The organism is Tenacibaculum finnmarkense, from assembly GCF_900239185.1.
Taxonomy (GTDB): domain Bacteria; phylum Bacteroidota; class Bacteroidia; order Flavobacteriales; family Flavobacteriaceae; genus Polaribacter; species Polaribacter finnmarkensis.
In genome coordinates, this window is the sequence record NZ_OENA01000058.1 from 1 (window position 1) to 25,596 (window position 25,596).

The window sequence follows — 25,596 nt, forward strand, 5'->3', positions numbered from 1 at the left end:
TTCTTCAATAGTTTGAGCTAAATCTCCTGTAATCGTTCCGTTATTTCCTGCGGTATATTTTACAGTGAACTTCTCAATTACTTTCACAAATTCCGCCGTAAATTCTTTATCAGCATCGGTGATATCAGTTCTCGTTTCAGAAGTATTTCCGTCGCTCCATTTTACAAATTCATACCCTGCATCGGCAATTGCTTTTACTTCGGATGTTGCTTTTCCTTCTTCAATAGTTTGAGCTAAATCTCCTGTGATTGTTCCGTTGTTTCCTGCGGTATATTTTACAGTGAACTTCTCAATTACTTTCACAAATTCAGCCGTAAATTCTTTATCAGCATCAGCGATATCGGTTCTCGTTTCAGAAGTATTACCGTCGCTCCATTTTACAAATTTATATCCTGCATCGGCAATTGCTTTTACTTGTGATGTTGCTTTTCCTTCTTCAATAGTTTGAGCTAAATCTCCTGTGATTGTTCCGTTGTTTCCTGCGGTGTATTTTACAGTGTAATTTTTAAGGACAACTACAGTTTTCACAAATTCCGCTGTAAATTCTTTATTAGCATCAGCGATATCGGTTCTGGTTTCAGAAGTATTATTATCGCTCCATTTTACAAATTCATACCCTGCATCGGCAATTGCTTTTACTTGTGATGTTGAATTTCCTTCTTCAATAGTTTGAGCTAAATTTCCTGTAATTGTTCCGTTATTTCCTGCGATGTATTTTACAGTGAACTTCTCAATTACTTTCACAAATTCCGCAGTAAATTCTTTATCAGCATCCGCGATATCAGTTCTAGTTTCAGAAGTATTATTGTCGCTCCATTTTACAAATTCATACCCTGCATCAGCAATTGCTTTTACCTGTGATGTTGAATTTCCTTCTTCAATGTTTTGCGATAAATCTCCTGTAATCGTTCCGTTATTTCCTGCGGTATATTTTACAGTGAACTTCTCAATTACTTTCACAAATTCCGCTGTAAATTCTTTATCAGCATCCGCGATATCAGTTCTCGTTTCAGAAGTGTTATTATCGCTCCATTTTACAAATTCATACCCTGCATCAGCAATTGCTTTTACTTGTGATGTTGCTTTTCCTTCTTCAATAGTTTGCGATAAATTTCCTGTAATCGTTCCGTTATTTCCTGCGGTGTATTTTACCGTGTAATTTTTAACGACAACTACAGTTTTTACAAATTCCGCCGTAAATTCTTTATCAGCATCAGCGATATCAGTTCTCGTTTCAGAAGTATTACCGTCGCTCCATTTTACAAATTTATACCCTGCATCGGCAATTGCTTTTACTTCGGATGTTGAATTTCCTTCTTCAATGTTTTGCGATAAATCTCCTGTAATCGTTCCGTTATTTCCTGCGGTGTATTTTACAGTATAATTTTTAAGGATAACTACAGTTTTCACAAATTCCGCAGTAAATTCTTTATCAGCATCGGCGATATCGGTTCTCGTTTCAGAAGTATTATTATCGCTCCATTTTACAAATTCATAACCAGTATTTGCAATAGCTTTTACTTGTGATGTTGAATTTCCTTCTTCAATGTTTTGTGATAAATCTCCTGTGATTGTTCCGTTGTTTCCTGCGGTATATTTTACAGTATAATTTTTCACGACTTTTACAATCGCTACAAATTCGGCTGTAAATTCTTTATCAGCATCAGCGATATCAGTTCTCGTTTCAGAAGTATTATTATCGCTCCATTTTACAAATTTATATCCTGCATCGGCAATTGCTTTTACTTGTGATGTTGAATTTCCTTCTTCAATGTTTTGTGATAAATCTCCTGTGATTGTTCCGTTGTTTCCTGCGGTATATTTTACAGTGTAATTTTTAAGAACAACTACAGTTTTCACAAATTCCGCTGTAAATTCTTTATCAGCATCGGCGATATCGGTTCTGGTTTCAGAAGTGTTATTATCGCTCCATTTTACAAATTCATACCCTGTATCGGCAATCGCTTTTACTTGTGATGTTGCTTTTCCTTCTTCAATAGTTTGTGATAAATCTCCTGTGATTGTTCCGTTGTTTCCTGCGGTGTATTTTACAGTATAATTTTTTACGACAACTACAGTTTTCACAAATTCTGCTGTAAATTCTTTATCAGCATCAGCGATATCGGTTCTCGTTTCAGAAGTATTATTATCGCTCCATTTTACAAATTCATATCCTGCATCGGCAATTGCTTTTACTTCGGATGTTGCTTTTCCTTCTTCAATAGTTTGAGCTAAATTTCCTGTAATGCTTCCGTTATTTCCTGCGATGTATTTTACAGTATAATTTCCTATAAATTTCAAACGTACAGAAACAGGTAAATGATCGGAAGCTGTTTTGGTGTATTCATTGTTATAAAGTTCATAATGCACTTTTTCAGAACCCGACAAATAATTGTCGTTAAGCTCATTAGAAATGGTAATATGGTCAATCAGATTAGGGAAAGACGGATATGAACGGAAACCAGCCTTACTTAAAGCTGTTGTTGTAATGGTATAATTAGTGGGGTCTTGTATAAAGGCATCATAGGTAGATGTGCTTGTGTTTACCCTTACAACCGTTTGATCGACATCATCATTATAATCACCTAATAAAACGACATTTTTTGTTGAAAAATTAGTGTCAAGCTCTTTTTTTAGCACTTCGATATCATACTTACGCATATCATACCTGTTTTGAGCATCACTATTATTGTTTGCTCTGGCATGTAAAACGATAAAACTAACTTCTTCTGTAGTGTTGTTTAAAGTAACATCGGCAGTCATTAAAAAAGGCAATCGTCCACTAGCAAAAAAACTAGCTTTCGTAGGATGTGGGAAATCTTGAATAGCACTTTCATCGTTTCCGTTATAATAAGGATGAATTGCTTTTAATAAAGGCGTACTGCTTTTAAAATTTACTACTGATTTTTTATAGATAAAACCTAATTTTTGAGGTGTTCCTGTAGTATTATTAGGATACGAAAAAGCATTCGATAAAATAAAATCGTAGGCAGGTAATTCAGTTACAAGTTTTTTGAATAAAATAATATCAGCAATTTCTTGAACAGCAATTACATCGGCATCTAAACCAAGCAATACTTCCTTTACTTTTTCCTTCTGAATTTCATCTGAATTTGGATTGCCAGCTGCAGGCGAGTTGGTTTGATCTCCAAACCATTCAATATTCCAAGTAACAATATCTAGGGTTTTATCTTTGGAAATAGCATCATTTACAGAACTTGGGTGCTCATATTGCTTGGCACAGCTTAAATCACTTTTTAATCTTGGTAATAGTTGTAGCGTAGCATTATATCTGCCTACCACACCTGTAATTTGGTCGCAATTTTCTGGCTGTGCTAAACCGGTAAGTTCTTTTGCATCAGCATCAACTCTTATTTGTGCTTTATTATTGTTGGCATCGGTAATTTCAATATTTGAATTTCCAAAAATCATACTCCCTGGAAGTGGAAAACTAGGATTCAAAATTTGAACCAATTCACCAGGATGATTTGCTAATTCAGCAAGTGTAATTACCTTCGGAATTATAGGGTTTACTGCGGTTGTGCTAGTTACAGCAGAAATTACATTGATTAACTGAATTTGCCCATTATGCGTGCTTTTTGTTGCTTTTACAGTAATTTGATCGCCTATTTTAAATATTCCTTCTCCGTGAATTTTATCATCAAAAATAGCAATTCCACCAGTTTCATCTTGAATATAAGCCGATCCTGCAAACTGATCCGCAACTGTTAAAATTCCTGTGATACTAACTATTTCGCCACTAACTTTGGTTCTTGCATCGGCTATTTTAATAATTACTTCAGGAGCTTCAACAACATCAGTAAGTTGTAAACGAACAGAAACAGGGAAGTGATCAGAAGTTGTTTTTTCGTACAGATTATTGTAAAATTCATAGTGTACTTTTTCAGAACCTAATAGGTAATTATTGGTAAGTTCGTTAGAAATGGTAATATGATCAATCATGTTTCCCATAGAGGCATAAGAGCGGAAATTTGCCTTGCTTAAAGCGCTTGTAACAATCGTATAATTACTAGCATCTTGTACAAAAGCATCGTAGGTAGTTGCATCACCAATTACATCGTTGGCTACCACTGTTTGATCTACGTCATCATTATAATCACCTAATAAAACAATGTTTTTTGTTGAAAAATTAGCGTCAAGCTCTTTTTTGAGTGTTTCAACATCGTATTTACGCATATCGTACTTACTTTGCGCTTTGGCAGCACTGGTATTTGCTCTGGCATGTAAAACGATAAAATTAACTTCTTTTGTTTGGTTGTCAATAGTAATATCGGCGGTCATTAAAAAAGGCAATCGACCACTTGCAAAAAATCTAGATTTCTTCGGATCAGGGAAATTTTGAAGCGCACTTTCATCGTTTCCGTTATAATAAGGATGAATTGTTTTTAATAAAGCCTTACTACTTTTAAGGCTTACTACTGATTTTTTATAGATAAAACCTAATTTTTGAGGCGTTCCAGAAATGCTATTAGGATACGAAACAGCATCGGATAAAATAAAATCGTAAGCAGGTAATTCAGCGATAAGTTCTTTAAATAAATCAATATCGATAATTTCTTGAACAGCAATAATATCAGCATCTAAATTAAGCAATACTTGTTTTACTTTTTCCTTCTGAATTTCATCTGAATTTGGGTTGCCAGCAGCGGGTGATTTCTTTTCATCTCCAAACCATTCAATATTCCAAGTAACAATATCTAAGGTTTTATCTTTGGAAATTTTATCATGATCTAAGGGTGGATGCTGGTATTTTTTGGCGCAGTTTATATCGCTAGTCAATCGAGGGATTAACTGAAAATTATAATATCTTCCTACAACACCTGTAATTTCGCTACAGCTTTGAGGCTGTGCTAAACCTGTAATTCCGTTTACATCAATATCTATTCTTAAGTTGGCGGTATTGTTATTATTGTCAAATATTTTATAATTCGAATTCCCAAAAAACATATTTCCTGGGCTAGGAAATATAGGGTTTGAAATTTTCACCAATTCCGCAGGGTGAGCAGCTAATTCATTTAAGGTGATTTCCTTCGGAATTATAGGATTTGTTGCTGCTCCATGATTTGAAATACCAACAATGTTTATTAGTTGAGTCTGGCTTTTATCAGTAGCTTTAAAAGCTTGAACGGTAATTTCATCGCCTATTTTAAACTTTCCTTTTCCGTGTACATCTTTATCAAAAATTGCGATTCCACCAGTTGCATCTTGAATATAAGCCGCTCCCGCAAATTGATCGGTAACTGTTAATATTCCTTTTACCTGTATTTCATCTCCATCATTTTTGGCTCTTGCTGCTGCTATTGTAATGGTTGTTAAAGATGGTATCGGAAAAACAGTAGTATTTTCTTTCCCCGGCGTAGGTCTTGCCTGTGTGTAGGTATCGGTATTTCTTAAACCTCCGCTACCGTTAACAATACGTTGTAACGAATGCCTGTCTTTATCATCTTTTGCGTTTTCGTTAACTTGAGGTTGCTTGGCGTTTAGTAGTGTTAGTAAGCCTGCATCGTCATTGTCGTTGGTGTCATATACAATAGCATCAATTAAATCGGTAGTTGTTATAGGGGTACCGTTATGAAATTCGCTAGCATCAGCATGGTATAAAGCAATGGCATCGGCACCATTTTGAATTCCATTTTTAGCAAATTCAACTAAATTTACATTCGCTACCGTACTATTACCAATTACGAAATAACCATCGGCAGTTGTTTTGTAACCTGTTAAGTCGATAGTTTTGTAACTTTTATCCTTACCGCCATTAAACAGTACAATAGTATGATTGTCTAAAGAAGTGTTTCCTGCGCCACCATCATATAATTCAATAAATTCATTGGTATCAGTCCCTTTTTGATCTACATCAATCTCATTAATCATGATTGTTATAGGCATATTATTAGTCGTACTCTCTAAAGTTGTAGCAGATGCAGTATTACTAGCAAGCGAACTGTTAGTGGCAGCATCCATCGCTTTTACTGTAAAAGAGTAGGTTGTGTTGGCGGTTAATCCTGTTAGATTAAAAGTAGTGTTGGTGCTTGACCCTAAATTTACAGTTCCATTAAATATCTGGTACTGCGATACCCCAATATTATCAGTAGCTGTTTCCCATGTTAAAGTTACTTGGGTTTCTGTAATATTTGAAGCCGTTAAATTGCTAGGAGCAGTAGGTGCTTCTGTATCGGTATTTGTAGGGGGAGTAGTGCTACCGTCAGTATTTTCGGCACCAGGCGTAGGAGTTGCCTGTGTGTAAGTATCGGTGTTTCTTAAACCGCCGCTACCATTAATAACACGTTGCGAAGAATGATTTTCTTTATCTTTTTTCCCGTGCTCATTAATTTGAGGTTGGTTGCCGTTTAGCAATGCTAATAAGCCAGTGTCGTCTTTATCATCGGTATCATATACAACTGCATCAATTAAATTGGTCGTCGTTATAGATGAACCATTACGAAATTCACTAGCATCAGCATGGTATAAAGCAATGGCATCGGCACCATTTTGAAGACTAAATTTAGTAGGCGTGAAATTAACATTTACAACGGTACTGCTACCGATTACAAAATACCCATCGGCAGTTGTTTTATGCCCTGTTAAGTCGATGGTTTTGTAACTCTTATCATTACCACCGTTAAATAGCACAATACTATAGCCATCTAGAGAGGTATTTCCTGTGCCACCGTCATACAATTCGATAAATTCATTGGTATCACGACTTTTTTGATCTACATCAATTTCGTTGATCATGATTGTTATAGGAGTTCTTCTTAATGCTCGTGAAACTTTAGGTGGGTAATAAGCAGTAGTTTCAGATTCAATAAGATTAGCTGTCTTATAGTAACTCGGAATTTGAGAAAAACTATAGAAGATAGACAGCAAAAAAGCAATTAACAGAGGGGTCTTTTTTGAGTGAAAAAGGTTCATTTTGTGAAAATTTAATTTCGCGCGAAATTACAACTTGGTTTTGTTAAATTGTTGTTTTTTTAAATGATTGTTGTGTGATTATTATCATAAGTAGCTGATTTTATTCTTTTTATTAAGAAAACCGTAAATTAAACAGTTGGTTTATCTATTGGAAATCAGTCAAGTAGCAAATTCGATTATTTGAGAGCTATTTATAATTTTAAATAAATTAACCACTGTAGTAGTATTTTTTTTTTGAAGCAATTTCCCGCTTTCCGCACTCGCTTTTTTTATTTTTTTAAAACAAAAAAATAAAAAAGAGCTCAAACAATTGCTACAATCGGGGCTAGGCATTTGTGCTAATTTTATAATTTTTTTATTAAAACAACACTTATTTCTTTTAAAAAAAAGACAGAAAATGACAGGTGCGTATTTGACTTTAATTTTAAAAAATAGTTAGCTTGGTAAAATTAGATATATAATAGGTTTGTTAAATGCGTGCTTCTTTGTTTAGTTATCTGATTATTATTTGTTTATGTGTTGTTCTGGAGGGTGTTTTAATCTTAAAATTGATAAAAAAACGTACTGTATTGAGTAAATTATTAAAAATAAATAAAAAAACTTTCCAATTTGGTTCAGAAGATAAAAGTTTTAGTATGTAGGTATTGTAAGATGAAAAATTTACGTTGTTATTTTACTGAAAACACTTAAAAACACCTTTTAAAATACTAAAATATGAACAGATACAAATTTAATGAAGGAGATTATTGTAATGGTCAATACTTAAAAATTATAGATTCGTCAAAAGTTGATGAAAATAGAGAAGAATTAACAGCAATAATAAATTGCCGAAATCAATATGAAAAGGGCGATATGAAAGATAGATTAGATGCTATAAAAAAACTCGTTGGTGAAGAGAACGTAGTGCTTATTGGTTTTTGTTTCGGTTTTCAGTTTATTCACAAAGTATTAGGCAAATCAATAGTTTACATTGATCCATCCTTAGAAAATCCAAAACCAAAAATAGTGTCATTCAAAAATATTTATACACTTGAAAATTTAATTAATTTGAATTTAGAGCAACAAGTACCAATGGATTCGCAAATTTCCTGTAAAGAACTATTCAATGATTTGGGGATAAAACCGAAGAAGATTATAATTAAATTAAAAAACAAAAAAAAATAGCTAAAAAAAGAGATGAAAAAAATAAATAAATTAGCCGCATTATTTGAAGGGAAAACACCAAAATCAAAAGTAGTATTTAATGCCTTATTAGAACGTTTACCCGAAGAGCCAAACATCGCCTGGTACCCAAGTGCTGGATTAGATTTTAAAGATTTAATTGAAGTAAATAGAACATCTATAATCCCCGATTTACATATTCATACCGATTACAGTACTAGTGCCTTGCTCGTAAACATAATATTCAATTTAAAAATTATGATTTTAAAAAAATACAACAGAAAATAAGAAATCGAATCCGTCATAAGGGTTTCGGTAGCCAATTTTTCATAATCGTACAGACGCGATTTATCGCGTCTCCGATTGTTATTTAATAATTATTATAATCTTGTGGAGACGCGATAAATCGGTGCCTATAAATATTAGCGTAATAAACAGATAGTAGTGATTACTAGGTAACTGAGGTGGAGTAGTGGTGTAATATTTTGTAGAGTAAAAAAAACGATTTTTTTATTTATAGGTGTTCCATTTTATGAAAAATAGTATTATAATTTGTTTGTATAGCTATAATTTCAATCTCTTCTAATACTGAAAATTCTTTTTTTAGTGCACGTTTTGATAAAACACCTTCATTCTGTTCTAAAAATCGAATAAGGATTGCAATTGTTTTGTCAGGCATTTCAAAATGATTGTCTAAGTATTTTTTAAATTGATCATATTTTTGAAGATAACGAACTTCTTCAGGTATAATTCTGACAAGTGTGTCTTCTACACAATCGTATAAAAATTCAGCTTGCTTTGTAGCGTCAAAATAACGATAAAAATCAATGGTGTTATTTGTGACCTTAATGTTATGATTTTCCGTTTCTTTCCATGTTATGTAGTCTAATAATGGATGAGAATAAGATTCTAAAACAGTTTTATAATCATTAATATGCTCTAAAATTGAGGCAGAAACAGGAAAAATAACTCCTTGTTGTGTAAATTTCTTTTTAGCTAAAATATGATGCATTATATAACGATGCAAACGACCATTTCCGTCTATAAAAGGGTGTGTAAATACAAAACCAAATGATATGGTTGCAGCGGCTAAAACAGCATCATAACTGTCATCTTGTAATAGTGTATTTGTATCTATTACTCCATTTAATAATTTAGGAATATCTTCTTCTTTTGCAGAAATATGATCTGGAATAGGTTCTCCTGAGTTTCTATCATGATCTCCCACAAAACCACCTTCTTTCCTTAAGCCCATTTCTATAAACCTACTGTTTTCTATAATTATTTGTTGTAAACGCTCAAGCTCGGCAATACTTAATGAGTTTCCACCTGCTTGACCAATTGCTTTACCCCAGCGTATAGCTCTATTATTCCCAGGGTTTTCACCCTCTATAGTAAAAGATGCTTTAGAGTCTTTTAATAATAAAAAAGAAGAAGCGCGTTGCAATATATCTTTATGTATGCTATTTAGAATTGTATTTTTTTTTCGAGATAAATTAGCCTTAATATAGTTTTCTAGCTTTTCAGTTTTAAAAATTAATGGACAAAAATCCACCGTTCCAGGAAGGTTATTAATAACTTTATGCCTTGCAGATTCTTCTCCTTTTATTGTGTATTGGATGTTAGCGTCAAGTAGTTGAATGTATTTACGTTTCTTTAAATCTATTGCTACATCAATTTGTTCTTGTTGAAGCCATTCGTATATAAACCAAATCTTTCGACTATATTGACCAGATGGTTCTATGTGTAGAATCTCTTTTATTTGGTCTTTTGTAATTACTTTAAATAACGCTTTAAATAATAGTAAATTAATCCCTTCATATTTAATAGCAAATACCAACTGTTTGTACAATGTCTCTTCTGGCTGGTATGAAGTCGGAAATACTTGCCAATGGTCATTATTATATTTTTTGCTTTTTTTAGTTATTAGAGATAGTCTATTTGGAAAAGGTATTGGTAATTTTAAACTTTCTATTATAGCAGCATAACCCACTATTTTTCCTCTTTCAGGTGTATTTCTTCCTTGAAAAAATGAAGTTTCATTTAATGGTATTATTATTTCCATACTATAAAGTTATTTAAATTATAATCAAATATAATTAAAAAACATGCGCGAATTAAAAATAACGCGCGCATAAGTGTTTATTTTGAAAAAAATACGCGCAAAATGGGATTTAAAAAATAAGAAATGTACAAATCACTTTTTATATACTAAAGTTTCAATATAAGAAAGCAATCTGCTACCAAATACAATACTACTAAAGGTAATTATTAAAAGTTATTAAAATAATTATATATTTTAATCTGTTTTACTAAAGTTTTTAATAATTTTTAATTTCAATTCTTAAAATAATATTTAAGTAGAATTATGCTTATAAATAGTTAATTTTTACGTTGAACAGCTTTTTTATATGATTTTAGGTCATATTATTTTAATCGGTCCATTTTAATGTCTTTAGAAAGCATACTTTCTGAACGTTTTAAATGTATAGCAGCTTCTTTTTTACTACCATAAGTATCAATAGACCATTCTGCTAAATCTCTATTAAATCGAGAAATTATTTCATTATATGTTTTTTCTTTAATAAAATAAGTTTCTTTAGTTTCTATCTTATCTATATTCCATTTTTCAAATTCGGTAATAGCTTTCTCAATAGCAATATCTTTTTTATGACTTTCAAAATAAAAAGCAAGGATATAAGAGGCTAACTTTTGCATATCTCTAAAATTACCAAATAGTTTTTTTGATTTCAAAAAAGCATGAATTTTTTCATTCCAGATTAAACTCGGCGCATCTTCGAAATTTGCGACATCGTTCCATACATTTTTCCAATTAAGAATATAGTCTTCTTGACATTCTCTTAAAGAAGGAATTTCTACTATAAACCTAGATATTCTATCAAAAAAATCATAATCTAACTTGTTTTTTGTTAAGTTTTCAAAAGTAATGTTACTTGCTGTTATTAATCTGAAATTTGTTTTTTCTGGTTGAGTTGATCCTAATGGTAAATATTTTCCTGTTTGTAATACTTGAATTAATTGACGTTGTAATGGTTTTGATAAATCTTGTATTTCATCTAAGAATAAGATACCGCCATTTTTAAAATTGGATAAAATACCATCTTTATCTTTTTCTGCACTAGTAAACGCTCCTTTTTTATATCCAAAAAGTTCTGATTTCATTAATTCTTCAGTAAAAGTACCACAGGCTAATTCTGAAAAAGGATAATTTTTGTTATACTTTTTTAAAATTAATTCTCGAACATAAGTCGATTTACCAGTTCCTCTTTCTCCTAATAACAATATAGATGCATTTGGGATATGTGAAAATAAAGTGAGTTTATTTTCCGCTTCTTTTCTCTTATAAGATCTTGTTTCGTTTAGGTTTAACTTAATTGTATTGCTTATATATTTCTTTTTTAATAATTCACTTAGAAAAATATTAGGTTTAAATTTTATTTCTTCTATATAGGTTGTCTTTTTAATTTTATCAAACTGGCTTGACCACAAAGTTGTATTTATAGGTAAGTAACCTGCAGAATTTAACATTAACCAAACTACATGCATTTGCGGTGTTCCTGGAGAAATGTTTATATGTAAATCAATATTATCTTTACTATAAAAATTTTCTTTTAGGAATTTTATCAGACCATCATAAATAGATTGATAATTAGTTACTCCATTAATTGAGATTTTTTTATTTTCAAATTTAGGAAGCGTTTGAGTTTCTAGTTTTATTGATTCACTGATTTTCCGATTATTTTTTAATCTTTCTTTAATTCTAATATCATTAAATTTATCTAAAACTTCTTTGTGTTTTTTTCTTTCAAAAAAAATATCTATTTCAGCTAAATTTTCATTTGATAAATTCTGATTCTGTAAATAATAGACTTTATTTATAATGATTTTTTTTTCTAATAATAATGATTTTAAAACCTTTGCAGTAACAATAAAACCATTATTAAAAGCGTCCCATGTTAAAAGTATTTGTTTGTTTTTACTTTGCATACACTTTTATATTTTTATCTAGCTCATTTAGTTTATATAGAAAATTAGGAATATTACTTATTTTAGAAGCGTTTAACAATAATACTTTTTCTGTTTTTTGTTTTTTACTTCTTCCTGTTTTAATTTCGATTATTTCACTTTCTGTATTAATAGTTTCAATTTTGATGTAATTATTTATGCTATTAATTTCAGCTTTCAGTTCTATTGTTAATTGTTTTGAATTAAATTCTTGATGTTCTTTTATTAGAAACAATGAGTTTAAATCTTTTAGTGTTGTTATTTTTTTTGAGATTTTTTTATTCTCATGATTTTCAATATGTACTAAACTTGTTAGTTTCCCATCTTTGTTTAAATATTGATATTTATCTGTGTTAATTATTTTATTTTTATGTATGTATTCAAAAGGAAAAGTTTCTTTCCAATTGGTGTATATTTTTAATAAGTCATTTTTTTGATTTGTGTTTAATTTTGTTCCAATTTCAAATCCTGTATCCATTCCATGTGCTTCAAAATTTGCTGAAAAAATATAAGCTTCATTATTGTCAATAATTAAAGATTTTGCATGAATTAAAGGGTGACAAACAATTTTAGCACCATGTTTAGCAAGTACATCTATATTATCATTAATAGTTTTTAATCTAGGTCTACAATAGATGGTTACTTTTATCTCTGCTTTCAGTTTATCTAAAATTCGTTGTGATAATTCATGTTTTATATCTAATCCGAAAGTGGAAAGTTGAATTTCTTCTTTTGCTTTTGAAACAGCCTCAAGTAAGGTTTTTTTTAAGTTAGATATTTCGATATTAGGAGAAGTTAAAAGTATTTCAGATAAATGAGGTAGACTAAATTTATTAATTTTTTTGATTTTATCAAATTGACTAGTATTGGTTTGCTCATCAGTAGTATGTTCCCAAAAATGATATACAAAAATTTTAAATAGCTCCGTTATTTGAGTGTTAGAAAGTTTAACGGCTAATTCAGGATTTTCAAAAAATGGCTTTTCATTAAAATTACCTGTAAAAATGTATCCTTTAGAGTTTTTTTTAGGATCGATTAAAATAAATTTAGCATGTAAATTTCCTGCTTGTCTAAATGTGAAATTATTTTTAAATTTAATTTCCAACATTTTTTTGTACTCTTTGGTTATAAAACTATCTTCTTCATCATAAGGATTTGATTCTAATTTAGCTTCAGCACATCCCATTATAAAAATTCTGACGTCTTTTTCTTTTTTTGCTTTTAATAAAGCATCTATTATTTTGGTGTCTTGAATTAAAAAAGACTGTAAGCAAATCATTTCTTCAGCATTTTCTATATCAGTAATTATTTTATGAAATAAAACACCATTTTTACCAGATTCAATTACAGATAAATTATCATTCTCCGTACTTATCCATTGTTTATCTGTTGGAATAAAAATATTATTTAGTACTTTTTTGTTTTCGAAACTTTTTGTATATATTAATTCTTTCATTGCTTTTTTTTTAATAATTTAAATAATCTATTGTTTCTAACTTAGTTTTTTTATAAAAATCTTCTTCTTCAAATATTTCTATTAATTGTTGCCTGTTTATACTATTTATTAGGTGATTTTTATAAAGTTCAAATTTATTTGCAATATCATTTTCAAATTGATTAAATTCTTCATCAGATAAATAATAACGATTGATTCTTTGTTTAAGTAATGCTTCAAACCATTTTTTTGCATCGTTTAAATCTTTTGGGTTTACTCTTATATTAGGTATTGTTATTGAATTAAAATATGTTTCTCTGAAAATTGGTTCTTCTATTTTAATATTTCTAATTAATGAAATATCTTGATGATTAAAATATTTTAATAAGATGTTTTCTTTAGGAAGATAATTATTATGAAATTCATTTATTAAAATAGATTCAATTATGTTTTGTTTATCTTCTTTTTCGTATGAAATAAAATCAACTAATTTAATGGTATAGTTATTCGTATTAAAATCAATTGTAATATTTTCTTCAGCTTGTTTTAATAATTTAATTTGAGATTCAATTTTATCTATAGTGTAAGAACCTGTGTTGAGTTTTATTATTTTTTCAGGTTTAATTAAAGAATTTAAATGTGAGTCTATTCTTTTAGTTTCTGTTTTATTATCATCATCATATGGTAATTCTTCTATCTTTACAATTTCAGATGTAAATTCATTTTTTTCAGTGGTCCAAATTTCTAAAACACCATTTTTTTCTGAGTAAAATGATTTAGTAATAATAGCATTAATTCCAAATTCAGTAAGGAAATAATAGAGATGTGGTTCATTTTCTTGCTCGTCATAAAGTTTAAAATACCCCATACTAGCCATTCGTATTAATAAATTTTCACAAGCATTTATTGATAAGGGGTATAATAAATTTTCGTGAAGTATTTTTGCATTTAATTTTTCTTCTTGTTCATAAGCTAATTGTAAAACAGCCATGAATGGAGATTTCTTAATTTTAACTTTATAGTCAGCTAAAACTCGATATTTGTTTACGGTAATTTCTTTTGTTAATTTCATGTCTTCTTTTTATCTAATAACTCTATTTTTTACTTCTTTAGCAATTTCTTTAAGGGCTTGTAATTGTGTGTGTTCAGAAAGCCATTTATTATTACCGTAAAGAACTAATTTGTATCGAGCACGTGTTAATGCAACATTTAACCTATTTGGGCTATTATAATGAGCATATTGCGATGTTTTTGTAAATGAGAGTAATACCATATCAGCTTCATCTCCTTGAAATTTATCTACTGTACTTAGCGTTATACTAACATTATTTATGGTGAAAAATTTGTGTTTTTTCTTTTGTTGACTGATGTCTTGTAGCATTTTTTTAAGTTCTGTTTCTTGAGCTCTATAAAAAGTTAAAACAGCAATTTCATAATTACTATTATCTTCTTTTGGGTTTGATTGCGCTAGTTTAGTAAACTCATTTAATTCTTCTTTTATTTGTTCAACTTCACCTAAATTTATGATTTTTTCAGAATTATTTTTATTTTTTGAAGTTCTCTCTTTTTTCTGTGTTGCTGTTTTTTTGTTTTGAACCCAAATAACTAAGTCTTCATTTGGTTTATACCAGTTTAATATTTTATTTCTTGTTTTAGTAGTTTTTGCTGTTTCTAAATTGGTCTTATCATTTTTGGTATAAAAATGTGTTCTAGAAAGATTAGCTATCTCATCTTCCATTCTATGTTGATAGGTAAGAGTTTGAAATTTTTGATCTTTAATCTCTTTAAATTGATTAAATCCTTTATAAATTAATTTATCTTCATTATAAATTTTTTTATCCTTTGTTTCTCTTTGTTTTTCACCAGTTCCTACTTGTAATAACTCCAATATAGAAGGAAATGCGACTCTTCTTAATTTTTCAATTTCATCTTGATATTCTTCAGGAACTAGAAAATTAAATTCTTTTTTAAGTTCTGAATTTGAATTTTCATCCAAGCGATATTGATACATTTGACTTAATTTACTACCTACTGTGTCTTTCCATTGCTCTGTTGGATTACTAATAAATTCATAATTATAAACAATTTTTTTAGCATTGTTTTTTCTGTTTTTATGAAATTTTCTTTGGGTGTTATTAAACGAAATGCTATCAATAAAGCCTTCGAATAGTTGAGCTTTTACATAAATATATTTTTCAATAATTTTTTTATGATTTTCCGTTGGTTCACAGATAATTAAATCTACGCTATTTAGCTTTAAGATATTAATGTCGCTAGGCTCAAAATTTTTAGGGAGTTTAAAAACTACATAATCTTCAAAATCATTTTCATTGTGTTTTGTAGAAAATAGTATTTTAACTATTTTTTTATTCCAATCAGCTTGTTCAGCTAGCTTTTTATTTAATTGAAAAGCGGTAATCAGTTTTTCTTTTTCATCATTATCTTTTATGATGATATCAACATTTTCACTTATAAGGTCATCTTCTGTGTAAGGAGATAATTGATTAACATCACCAACTAATATCCATTTTTTAGCATATAAGGCAGGAACAATAAAATCTAGAAAGGTTACTTTAGAACTTTCATCAACAATCATCACATCAAAAACCTCTTGTATTCCACCTTTTTTAATATCAGGATGTTGTAATATTCCTATCATAGTTCCTCCAACTAAATTTGCTGATTTTAATATAATATCATCAAAATTTTGGTCATTATTTCTGTAGTCACTAGGTTGGCTAATACTATCTAATAGTGTTTTTCCGCTATCAGTATTTTTTTTATTTCTTATGTTTTTAGAAATTTCTTCTTTTGTTTTCTTTATGAAGGTTTTTAATTCGTAAGGCTCTACGGTTTCTTTTCTAATACTATCAATATTAGAAGCTATTCTTATAGGAACAACTAATCCTTCACATTCTTTTTTGTAAGAAGTAAGTATTCTGTGAATAACATTATCTACAGCAACATGTGTTGCTGAAACTAATAAAACTCGTTTATTTTCTTTTATTAATTGAATAATCAATTCAACAATAGCTGTTGTTTTTCCAGATCCAGGAGGTCCTTCTAATAAAGCAAAATCTTTAGTTTGTAGCGCATTTCTTACAAAATTTTGCTGTTCTTTTGTACCGTCATATTTCTCAGGCTTATTTAATATTTTAAAATCAATTTCATTAGAATAATTTTCTATATTATCTTTAAAGTAATGCTTTGCTTTATCAGATAAATCAAATAATTTTTGTATTGGTGTGTGATGTGTAGATGGTTTATCCCTTAATCTTTTAATAGCATTTCTTTGCTTTATTAATTGAGAGTCATCGGCTTTTAAATAAATGAAATTTAAATTATCAATAGTATCAAGAGTTATTTGTTTATTAATAGAATCTCTTGTTTTTATTTTTATTTCATTCGTTTTATTGCTTTTTTTGTCTGCTTTTGGTTGTTCTGAATAAACAAATTCTGTACTTCGTTCAAATAATTCTGTTTCAACTTTTTTAGCATCTCTATTTTTTAAATTATCTATTTCTAAAGAAAAAAGAGTTGCAGGTGTTGTTTTGAGTGATATATTATTGTTGTTAAGTATTATTGTAATTGTTGTTACATTGATATTGGTTTTTAATACAATAAAACTGTGTTTTTCGTTTTTATCAATTATTTCAGTTTTTTGTTTTTTATCGTTAATGAAAACTGTGTTTATTTTATCAAAAAATTGTTTTTTATTTTTTTTTTCATTACTGAATTTTATATAATACCTTATTTTTTCTTTTCTGACAGGTATTTTTATAGCTCCATTTTTTTGAATTACTTCGATACTTTTTTTTATATAACTTTCGTATTCTTTTAACCCGTATTCTATTCCTTGAATTATTTTACCTTTACTAAAATTATTATCAGTTGTTTTTATTGAATTAGCATGGTGTAAGTTTGTCGGTTTTATTTCTCTCATAATTAGTAGTTTACTCCAGTGTCTCCAAATCTAACAAAAGCGGTTATTAATGTGTTTTCTCGTGCTACTACAGTCAAGCTTGTTAAGCCAAAGCAGTCTTTAGCTAATATATAGCCTTGTTCAATTGCCTGATTAATATTTTCTTTAGATAAGGTAAATTCTATTTTGTTTCTTTTCATAGTTTTAATAGATCCTTTAATAAGACACATAGAAACCAAAAAAGGATCTATTTGTCGTTGTGAAATTCGTTGTTTAAAATGTAAACTTTGCTTGAAGTTAGATATCAAATTCATAATTTATTTTTTTAATTTGATAAGTTAAATTCAGAATTTGTGCCAGGCTTTAATTATTTTAAAATAAGCGCTTTATGTTTTTGTTTTTTATTGTGTCGGTAATATATTACTTAATTTAATAATATATTATTTAATATAGGTAGTGGGTCTTGATAAGAATTTAGTGTTTATTTAAATTTTATAGCGTAAAAAGACTAAGGCAAATGATTGATCATTTGCCTTAGTTATTAGCTTTGTCCGAAGCTAAAATAAATTTAGTATGAATATTTATTTATACTGTTTTCTAAATCCCCATAATCTTTAAAACTTCAATTCCTATATTATCATTTAAATAGCCATTTTCATCTAAAACGGAAACAAATCCCATTTTACATTGATGGTTTATTTCATGGGTTTCATTCTCATAAATTGAATAATCATCAGTTTCAAAAGATTCAAAATTATTGTTTTTATTTTCTCCAGGATACAATAATAGGGCTTTTTGGGCATTCCAAAAACGACAATAACTATACATTTGTCGTAAATCGGAAACAGAAGCAGAGTTATTAGGACATTTCCATTTAGTATCAATAATATAAGTTTTTCCGTCTTTTTTTAAAATAATATCAGGTTTTAAACTATTGCTTCCCCAAAAAGATTTAGATTCCTGCCCAAAAACCTCAATATTTTTGCCTTCACAATATTTTTGAAGTTGTTTTAGTATATAAGTTTCCCATAACACATTCATATCAAATAATAACGAAACCATTTTTTCTTTACCATCAGAAATATTAGGCGAGTAGTTTAAAATAATTAACCGAGCGAGTTCTAAACCATAACTATAACTTGCTGATTTTCTATTTAACTGTATAGAATTTACTTGTTGTTTTGTGATGTTTTTTTTACTGATTTTTTCAAAGTTAAGTGCTAAGCGTTTACAGCGTTCGTACAATTGCGTTCCTTTGGTAAATTGACCTACAATTTCTAAGGCATTATATAAAACTTGATGTAATAAATGATTGGTGTCATATACTTGATGTGTAGTATAAAACCGTTCTTTATGTACCAAGTTTTTTTGAATATTACCTGCAAATTCTAATTTACCTTTTAAAGCCTTTGTATTACTAGTTTCTTTACGGTATTGTTTGATAAAACCTTTACGTAATAGCGTTTCTATTTCTGATAAAAATAAATCAAAATAAACTTCTAGTAAATTTAAGTTTGTACGTTTTACATTTGCTGTTCCTGCTGATTCCGCTTTTAGTTTTCCGCAGGCTTCTAGCATATGTAATAAAACTCCTTGCCATTTACCAGCATCATCATTTTTATCCGCTTTCGGATGAATTTCTATTGATAATCCATCTATTTGAATGATGCCTACATACTGATTAAACTGAATACCTTTGGAAATAGCTTGAAAGTATTTCCAATTATGGTATTCGTTTAATTTTAATAACGCATCTAAATGCTGTTGATTAAAACCTTGCTCTCCAACATATAAGCGTTGGTGTTCATATACGATCATATTATAGAGCTTCTGCTGTTTCTAATACAGGTTGTTGTACTTCAGTAGGTTTAATAGCTGTTTTAATACCTAATGTTTTATGAATGGCATCAATAATATTATTGGTATCAATTTTTTCTAATTCAAAAGATGGTGTTTTAAAATCATTTGAATTTTCATATTTAAAATCGGCAAAATTAATTTTATTATTTTCCTTTTTTCTGATAAAACCTTTTCCTAAAACTAAGCCTATTTTACCATAATCGCCATAAAAATATTCTTGTAATAACGGAATTACATTATTGTTAAAAACAGTAGCTAGTTTTGTCGTATTGCCACTTTCAATAGTAATAAAGTAAGAGTGACCTATAGTATGATCTCTATCTAATAATAATTCAATACGATTATTAATAGTTTCTAGAATATCTTTTAAATTAAAACCATCAAATAAAATTTCTTTTAGTAAACTAGGCTTTGGTAGTATTTCTTTAAATTCGAAACGTCTGCGTAATGCGGTGTCTAAAGATTCTACAGAACGATCGGCAGTATTCATAGTTCCTATAATATGAAGGTTTGATGGCACTCCAAATTCTTTTTTAGAGTAGGGCAGTTTTACCGTAATTGCTTCGTTTTGTCCTAAACGTTTATCTGGCTCTAGTAAGGTTATTAACTCTCCAAAAATAGCAGATACATTTCCACGGTTTATTTCATCAATAATTAAAACATAGGGTTTTTTTGTTCCGATGCTATAATCATTATTAGATAATGAATTTACAATTTCTAACTTATCTTGATAAGAAATAATATTTTCTTCAGATATATTTTTATATTTTTTACCTTGTTCTTTGTTTTGTTTATGTAATTCGTTTAAAACCGCCCAATATACAGAAGCGTTACTACCTCCAATGATTTTTCTAAAGGTATCATGAATGTTAGAAATTAGCGTAAGATTAGGGATTCCTTTATTTAATTTTGATAAACGCTCTTTAGAAACAGTATAACTACGAGTTCCATTTTTATGGGTTACTAAAAAATTTCCTTGTTGAGATACCTCTGTAATATATACTTTTCCTCCTGATTTTGTAGAGAGTTCTACGGTATCTTCTTGTTCTAATCTTTCAGAAATAGTATTTAAATAAGAATCATATAATCCAAAGAAATCTAATGTTTTACAAAGGCTTTCTTTTTTAGTTTCTTGTGCAATACTGTAGCAGGCTTCTGTTACTAATTTTTTAAATATTCCGTCTTCAACTTCATAGGTTACTTGTTTATCTTCTGTTTTGGGTTTTATACCTTCTACAAAATCTTCGTAACTCATAGATTGATGAAAAGTAGTAAATACAATTTGTTCTTTTTTATGAAGTTCATTATATCTATCTATAATTATTTTTCGGTCTTCTTCTGTATCTGAATATTTTTTTTTATCGATAAGTTCAACAGCTAATTTTTTAGTAACATAGGTTTTTCCTGTTCCTGGAGGTCCGTAAAGTATTTGATTCTTACTCTGTGAAATCATAGCATTATTTTTTAAGTTTGTAGCTATTTCATTATTAAAAGTACTATTTTCTTCTTTTGATGATAAAATAAGCATATTGTAAATACAATCTTGAAATAGTAGCTTTTCTGAATTAAAATTAAATTCATTAGGAATATATTTTTCACACAATTCAATTAGCTCTTTATATTTTTGCATTATTTTTAAAAATCCCGAACCAATTTCTGTAAAATGGTTGTATTTTTTACCTGTAGTTTTTACTGTTTTTATTCCTAAATAACTACATAAATTATCATATAATTTTGATTTATATAAAAAATATTTTTCAGGATTATTTAATACCAATAAAAAAGAAATTGTTCTTTCATCTAATTGATGAGATAAATTATCGCTATCTAATTTGGTTTTTAAATCGATAAGAAATTCATCTGCAAGAAGTCTTGATTCTTTATAAATAGTATCAAAATTTGTTTTATCATTAAAGATTACACTAAGTAATTTTTTTAATTTCTGAGGATAATTTTTTCCTAATTTATCAAGAAAATCATATGAATTTTTATATATTAAATTCTTTTTTTTTGCAAGCGATTTTTTAAACATCGAATAAAAATCAGGATCTTCAATGTTCCAGTTTTCTTGAAAATGGATAACAGCATCCCATTTATAAACTTCATTTACATTGTTGTTTTTAGAAATGAAATTTTTATATTCTTCTAATAGCTTTTTTATTTTCTCTTTCATATTTTGTTGAAATTCCCATTTTTACAGCAATTTATTAAAATTTTATTTCGTTTTCAAAGAATTTCAGCATCCAATTTTTTATAATCGTAGAGACGCGATAAATCGCGTCTCTACGTGTAAATGTTTAATTATTTTTTATTTCTAACGACTTTCTTTTTAGGTTTTACAACCAAACTTTCTTTCAATTTTTTTATTTCTTCTAATAAATCTTTAGCATCGCCATCGGTAGGTAATTGCGCTACTAACTCGCCTTTAAAAGCTTTGGCTAATATGGCTTGTGGTAAACGGTCTATTTTTTCTTTTAAAATTTTATACTGACTTTCTATTTTGTCTGCCTTACTAAATAAATTTTCTACTCGTTTTACGATTTCTGTTTGTTCTTCTTTTGGAGGAAGGTTAATTTTTAAATTTTGAGTTTGAGTTTTTGTTAAAGCTTGTCTTGTAACTCCGTAATTTTCTTTAAAAATATAATTTTGAATTAATGAAGAAGCTAGATACATATTTACGTATTCGGATGAATTATCTTCATTTAATCTAATAATTGTAACATGTTGATTAACTCTTCCACCAAAAATATTTTTTTCAGCCAAGCAAACTCGACCAATTGAAGCTCCTGTAATATTTAATAAAATATCATTTTCTTGTATTATAACATTCTTTAATCGTTCAGCTTGAACTTCATCAATAAAGGCTAATCCTTTTAATTTAATCCCATTAAAATGAATATTCATTGAGCGTACCAAAGGAATTCCCTCTTCTTTATAACTTTCAGAGCCACCTCTTGGTGTTGAGCCACTTCCTATTTTAATTGTAATATCTTGTAGGTTTATTTCTTCCCATTCTTCCAATTCCTTACCAACTCTCCACTCTTGGGTAAGTTTACCAGTTACGGCTTGTGTTAAGACGGCTTGTTTAAAATTTTTAATTAGTTGCGGTATGTTATTTAAACGGATTTTTAAAGCATCTAAAGAACCAAATAAAGTATCTAGTTTGGCAACTATGCGTTGTTGTTCTGCTAGTGGTGGAAGTGGGAAAGGTGCTTTTGAAAAAACACTTTTATTAACCATTGAAATAGTTGTAGATGTAGAGTTTTCAATTAACCAAGGCTTTAATAAATTACAAGCATAATATCCATATTTATCATCAATGTATTTATTAAAAATAACACTATTTATTTGTTGATTAGTAGCCATTTGAGTTCCTGCAATAGCAACATTTCCTAAATTACCAATACAAGTAACCATAACAGCTCCTTTTGACAATAATCTTGCATTTTTAGCGCCTTCTTCTGTTAATGTTTCAACTGAATTAAATAACTCAATTCCTGTTCTAATGTCTCCTGGCTTTATCCAAGGAATATCTCCATTATAATATTCTGAATGCTTCTTAGAGGGTGTATTTCCTGTTATAACTTGACTGATTACACCTAACTCCGTTTCAACCCAATTTTTTGGTAACTTACTTTCCATTTAATTAAGTGCTTTAATTATGCTGTTTAAAGCTTTTGTAATTTCTTTTAATTCAGCTAAAGCTTCTTGTGCTATTTCAATAGGTTCGCCAATATCTTCGGCTTTTGTAATGCTATCATCAGCAATTAAACCAAGGTCTAAAGAATCATTCTTATTGGTAATTTCATCTCTAGTAATACAGCTAAAACGGTCGTCTTTTATTTTGGTTCTATCATCAGCATTGTAAGCCTTTTCAAAATCTACAAAATGATTTTCAGTAAAAGGTGTACGTTTCCCAAAGTTTGGCATGTTGGTACGCATGTCGTAAAACCACACATTTTGCGTATTTTTTTTCTCTGTTGTTCCTTTATCAAAAAATAAAACATTGGTTTTTACACCAGCGGCATAAAAAATACCTGTAGGCAAACGTAAAATAGTATGTAAATTACATTTATCCATTAAATCTTGGCGTACACGTTGCCCGTCGCCATCTTCAAAAAGCACATTATCGGGTAACACTACGGCAGCACGCGCGCCACCTCGGGTATGTAAACTGCGGTAAATACCTTGTAAAAAGTTTAATTGCTTGTTACTTGTAGGATACACTAAATCGCCTCTAGTAGGTCGGTCGCCTCCTTTTTTAGTTCCAAAAGGTGGATTTGCCAATACCAAATCGATATTTTTAATGCTTTCGCCATAGCTACTTAAACTATCGTTTAAATCAATATTTCCGCCCATTCCGTGTAAAAAGGCATTCATCATGGCTAAACGATGTGTGTCACCAACTAATTCACATCCACTATATTGCTCGGTTTGTAAGTGTTTATTTTGAGCATCATCAAGTGTATAAATATCATTATTTTTTAATATATGATGATGTGCGGCAATCATAAAACCGTAGGTTCCGCATGCAGGATCGTTTAAACGTTCGCCAACTTTCGGATTCATTAAACGTACCATAACGTTAATAAGTGGGCGAGGGGTGAAGTATTGCCCTGCACCAGATTTTTTTTCAGAAGCATTTTTTTCTAGTAATCCTTCGTACATTTCACCCAAACCTTCTTCTTTGGCTTCAAACCAATCTAGTTCATCAATATTTTTGATGATTTTACGTAAGCTAGCAGGTTCGTTGATACTTGTTTGTGCGTTATTGTATATTTTCTGAATTTTCCCTGTACTTTCAGTACCTAAATGCAATAATAATTTACGGTAAAAATTGGTAAGCTCAATCCCTTCTTTTTGTATTAAATCTTCCCATCGGTAGCCTTCGGGTAATTTATCGTTATATTCGGTTTCTTCTGCCATTTTTAAAAACAGAATAAAGGTAAGCTCGTTTAAATATTGGTGATAAGTAATTCCTTCATCACGTAATACGTTACAAAGATTCCAGAGTTTATTTACTATTTCTTGTGTTGATAATGCCATTTATATTTAATGTAATTTGTTTTCTAAAGCATTAATATCTTTTAAAATATTTTCAGCTACTTTACTTGTTAATTCGTCTAATTTTTTTGGGTCTGCTAAATTAAATATAGCATCTGAATTAAAGGCTCTAAAGTTTAGTTTTTCTTGAGTGTGTCGCCATCCTAACCAATATGTTGAATTTATATAATTAGGGTTTATATCTAAAACCATATTTTTATAGTTGCTGAATTTATCAAGATTAGCAATTCCGCCTTTTGCATTTTCTTCTATGGTAAAGCCAAAGTAAATTTCGTCTTCTATTTCAATACCAAAATGAATACTGATATTTTCTTTTTCAAATATTTTAACCCATAAACCAAAATAAATATCTTTGTTTCTACTTTTAGTATAGTAATTATGTACATTTTGCCAGGTTACATTTTTTTCTTCAACAAGGCTTAAACCATTAGCAATCATCTTTTCTTTTAAACTTTGCCAAAACAACCATTGAATTTCAACTTTTGCACTAGTCATATTCTGTTCAATTAAAAAAGCTTGTTTTAAATTATCTGCGGATGATGCTATGTAATGGCTAATTTCTGTATTCATTTTGGTAGTTCCTGATTGCCCTGTTAATATTTTTATTAAATTGATATAATGAGTAATTCCTTCTCTTAGTAAAGGAAGTTCTACGGCTTCTTTTCTACAGTTTGTAAGCCATTCTATAATATCTGATTGATATGAAATTATTTTAAAATCGTCGCCTATTTTTAATTTACCGCAACTATTTTCAGAAGGATCATCACCAAATAAATTAAGATAAAAAAGATTATTAGGATTGTGATTATAATATCTAACTAATTGATTTTCTTGATCTGCTGCATAAATTTTATTTTCAATAGTTATAGCATTTCCTTTATTATCAGAAATAAAAATATCTAAATATCCGCCTGTGGTTTCCGTTTTTACACCAATATATTTTTCAACAGTTACTATTGCCGATGCGGTGTTTATTTTTACATCAAATTGTGTAGCAAAAAGTTTTAAAAAGACATCATCCTGCCCATGTGTTCCCTTCGGATTTAGCAATTCGGCAATAAACTTAGAATGTAAACGCACCTCATTAGTAGTTACATTTATAACATCGAACACATTAAAATCGTTGCCTGATATTTTATTTAATTGCTCATATTTAGTTGAAATTTCAGCAATTTTTTTCAATAAATTTTTCATG

General features: G+C 29.2%; 14 protein-coding genes. 2 read left to right on the forward strand and 12 right to left on the reverse strand.

All coding sequences use genetic code 11. The features are described 5' to 3' along the window. The coding region (locus AQ1689_RS07875) for an InlB B-repeat-containing protein (protein ID WP_180947558.1) at positions 1 to 6,756 on the reverse strand (6,756 nt) is incomplete at its 3' end. Between the two features lie 891 nt (positions 6,757 to 7,647). Between AQ1689_RS07875 and AQ1689_RS07880 the strand changes: the two genes are divergently transcribed. Then, positions 7,648 to 8,097 (forward strand): hypothetical protein, encoded by a 450-nt coding sequence (locus AQ1689_RS07880; RefSeq protein ID WP_101914528.1) that lies wholly within the window; start codon positions 7,648 to 7,650, stop codon positions 8,095 to 8,097. Between the two features lie 12 nt (positions 8,098 to 8,109). Then, entirely contained in the window at positions 8,110 to 8,382 is a 273-nt protein-coding gene (locus tag AQ1689_RS07885) for a DUF7663 domain-containing protein (RefSeq protein WP_101955727.1), read from the forward strand. 226 nt (positions 8,383 to 8,608) lie between these two features. On the opposite strand, the gene AQ1689_RS07890 is transcribed toward AQ1689_RS07885, so the two are convergent. From AQ1689_RS07890 to AQ1689_RS07940, 11 genes are all read right to left on the reverse strand, one after another. Beyond that, complete coding sequence (locus AQ1689_RS07890) at positions 8,609 to 10,159, reverse strand: Fic family protein (protein ID WP_101955728.1); 1,551 nt, start codon at positions 10,157 to 10,159, stop codon at positions 8,609 to 8,611. Positions 10,160 to 10,521: 362 nt separating this feature from the next. Beyond that, positions 10,522 to 12,102: a sigma 54-interacting transcriptional regulator gene (locus AQ1689_RS07895; RefSeq protein ID WP_101955729.1), complete on the reverse strand. Its 1,581-nt coding sequence runs from the start codon at positions 12,100 to 12,102 to the stop codon at positions 10,522 to 10,524. Beyond that, positions 12,092 to 13,576 carry a phospholipase D-like domain-containing protein gene (locus AQ1689_RS07900; RefSeq protein ID WP_101955730.1) on the reverse strand — a complete coding sequence of 495 codons (1,485 nt, stop codon included), beginning with the start codon at positions 13,574 to 13,576 and terminating at the stop codon, positions 12,092 to 12,094. The genes AQ1689_RS07895 and AQ1689_RS07900 overlap by 11 nt, the downstream gene beginning before the upstream one ends. Before the next feature lie 10 nt (positions 13,577 to 13,586). Next, positions 13,587 to 14,627, reverse strand: coding sequence for a hypothetical protein (locus AQ1689_RS07905; RefSeq protein WP_101955731.1), 1,041 nt, complete (start codon positions 14,625 to 14,627; stop codon positions 13,587 to 13,589). Positions 14,628 to 14,636: 9 nt separating this feature from the next. Beyond that, positions 14,637 to 17,498 (reverse strand): AAA domain-containing protein, encoded by a 2,862-nt coding sequence (locus AQ1689_RS07910; RefSeq protein WP_101955732.1) that lies wholly within the window; start codon positions 17,496 to 17,498, stop codon positions 14,637 to 14,639. A 2-nt stretch (positions 17,499 to 17,500) separates the two neighbouring features. Further along, complete coding sequence (locus AQ1689_RS07915) at positions 17,501 to 17,791, reverse strand: hypothetical protein (protein WP_101955733.1); 291 nt, start codon at positions 17,789 to 17,791, stop codon at positions 17,501 to 17,503. A 283-nt stretch (positions 17,792 to 18,074) separates the two neighbouring features. Next, positions 18,075 to 19,295, reverse strand: coding sequence for an McrC family protein (locus AQ1689_RS07920; RefSeq protein ID WP_101914525.1), 1,221 nt, complete (start codon positions 19,293 to 19,295; stop codon positions 18,075 to 18,077). Between the two features lies 1 nt (position 19,296). After that, on the reverse strand, positions 19,297 to 21,510 hold the full coding sequence (locus tag AQ1689_RS07925) for an McrB family protein (protein ID WP_101955734.1): 2,214 nt from the start codon (positions 21,508 to 21,510) through the stop codon (positions 19,297 to 19,299). Between the two features lie 128 nt (positions 21,511 to 21,638). Beyond that, the gene (locus tag AQ1689_RS07930; protein WP_101955735.1) at positions 21,639 to 22,979 is read right to left on the reverse strand and encodes a restriction endonuclease subunit S; all 1,341 of its coding nucleotides are present in this window, start codon (positions 22,977 to 22,979) and stop codon (positions 21,639 to 21,641) included. After that, positions 22,980 to 24,383, reverse strand: coding sequence for a class I SAM-dependent DNA methyltransferase (locus tag AQ1689_RS07935; RefSeq protein WP_101955736.1), 1,404 nt, complete (start codon positions 24,381 to 24,383; stop codon positions 22,980 to 22,982). It lies immediately after the preceding gene. A gap of 6 nt (positions 24,384 to 24,389) precedes the next feature. Continuing rightward, positions 24,390 to 25,595: a PDDEXK-like family protein gene (locus tag AQ1689_RS07940; RefSeq protein ID WP_101955737.1), complete on the reverse strand. Its 1,206-nt coding sequence runs from the start codon at positions 25,593 to 25,595 to the stop codon at positions 24,390 to 24,392. Position 25,596: the final 1 nt, after the last annotated feature.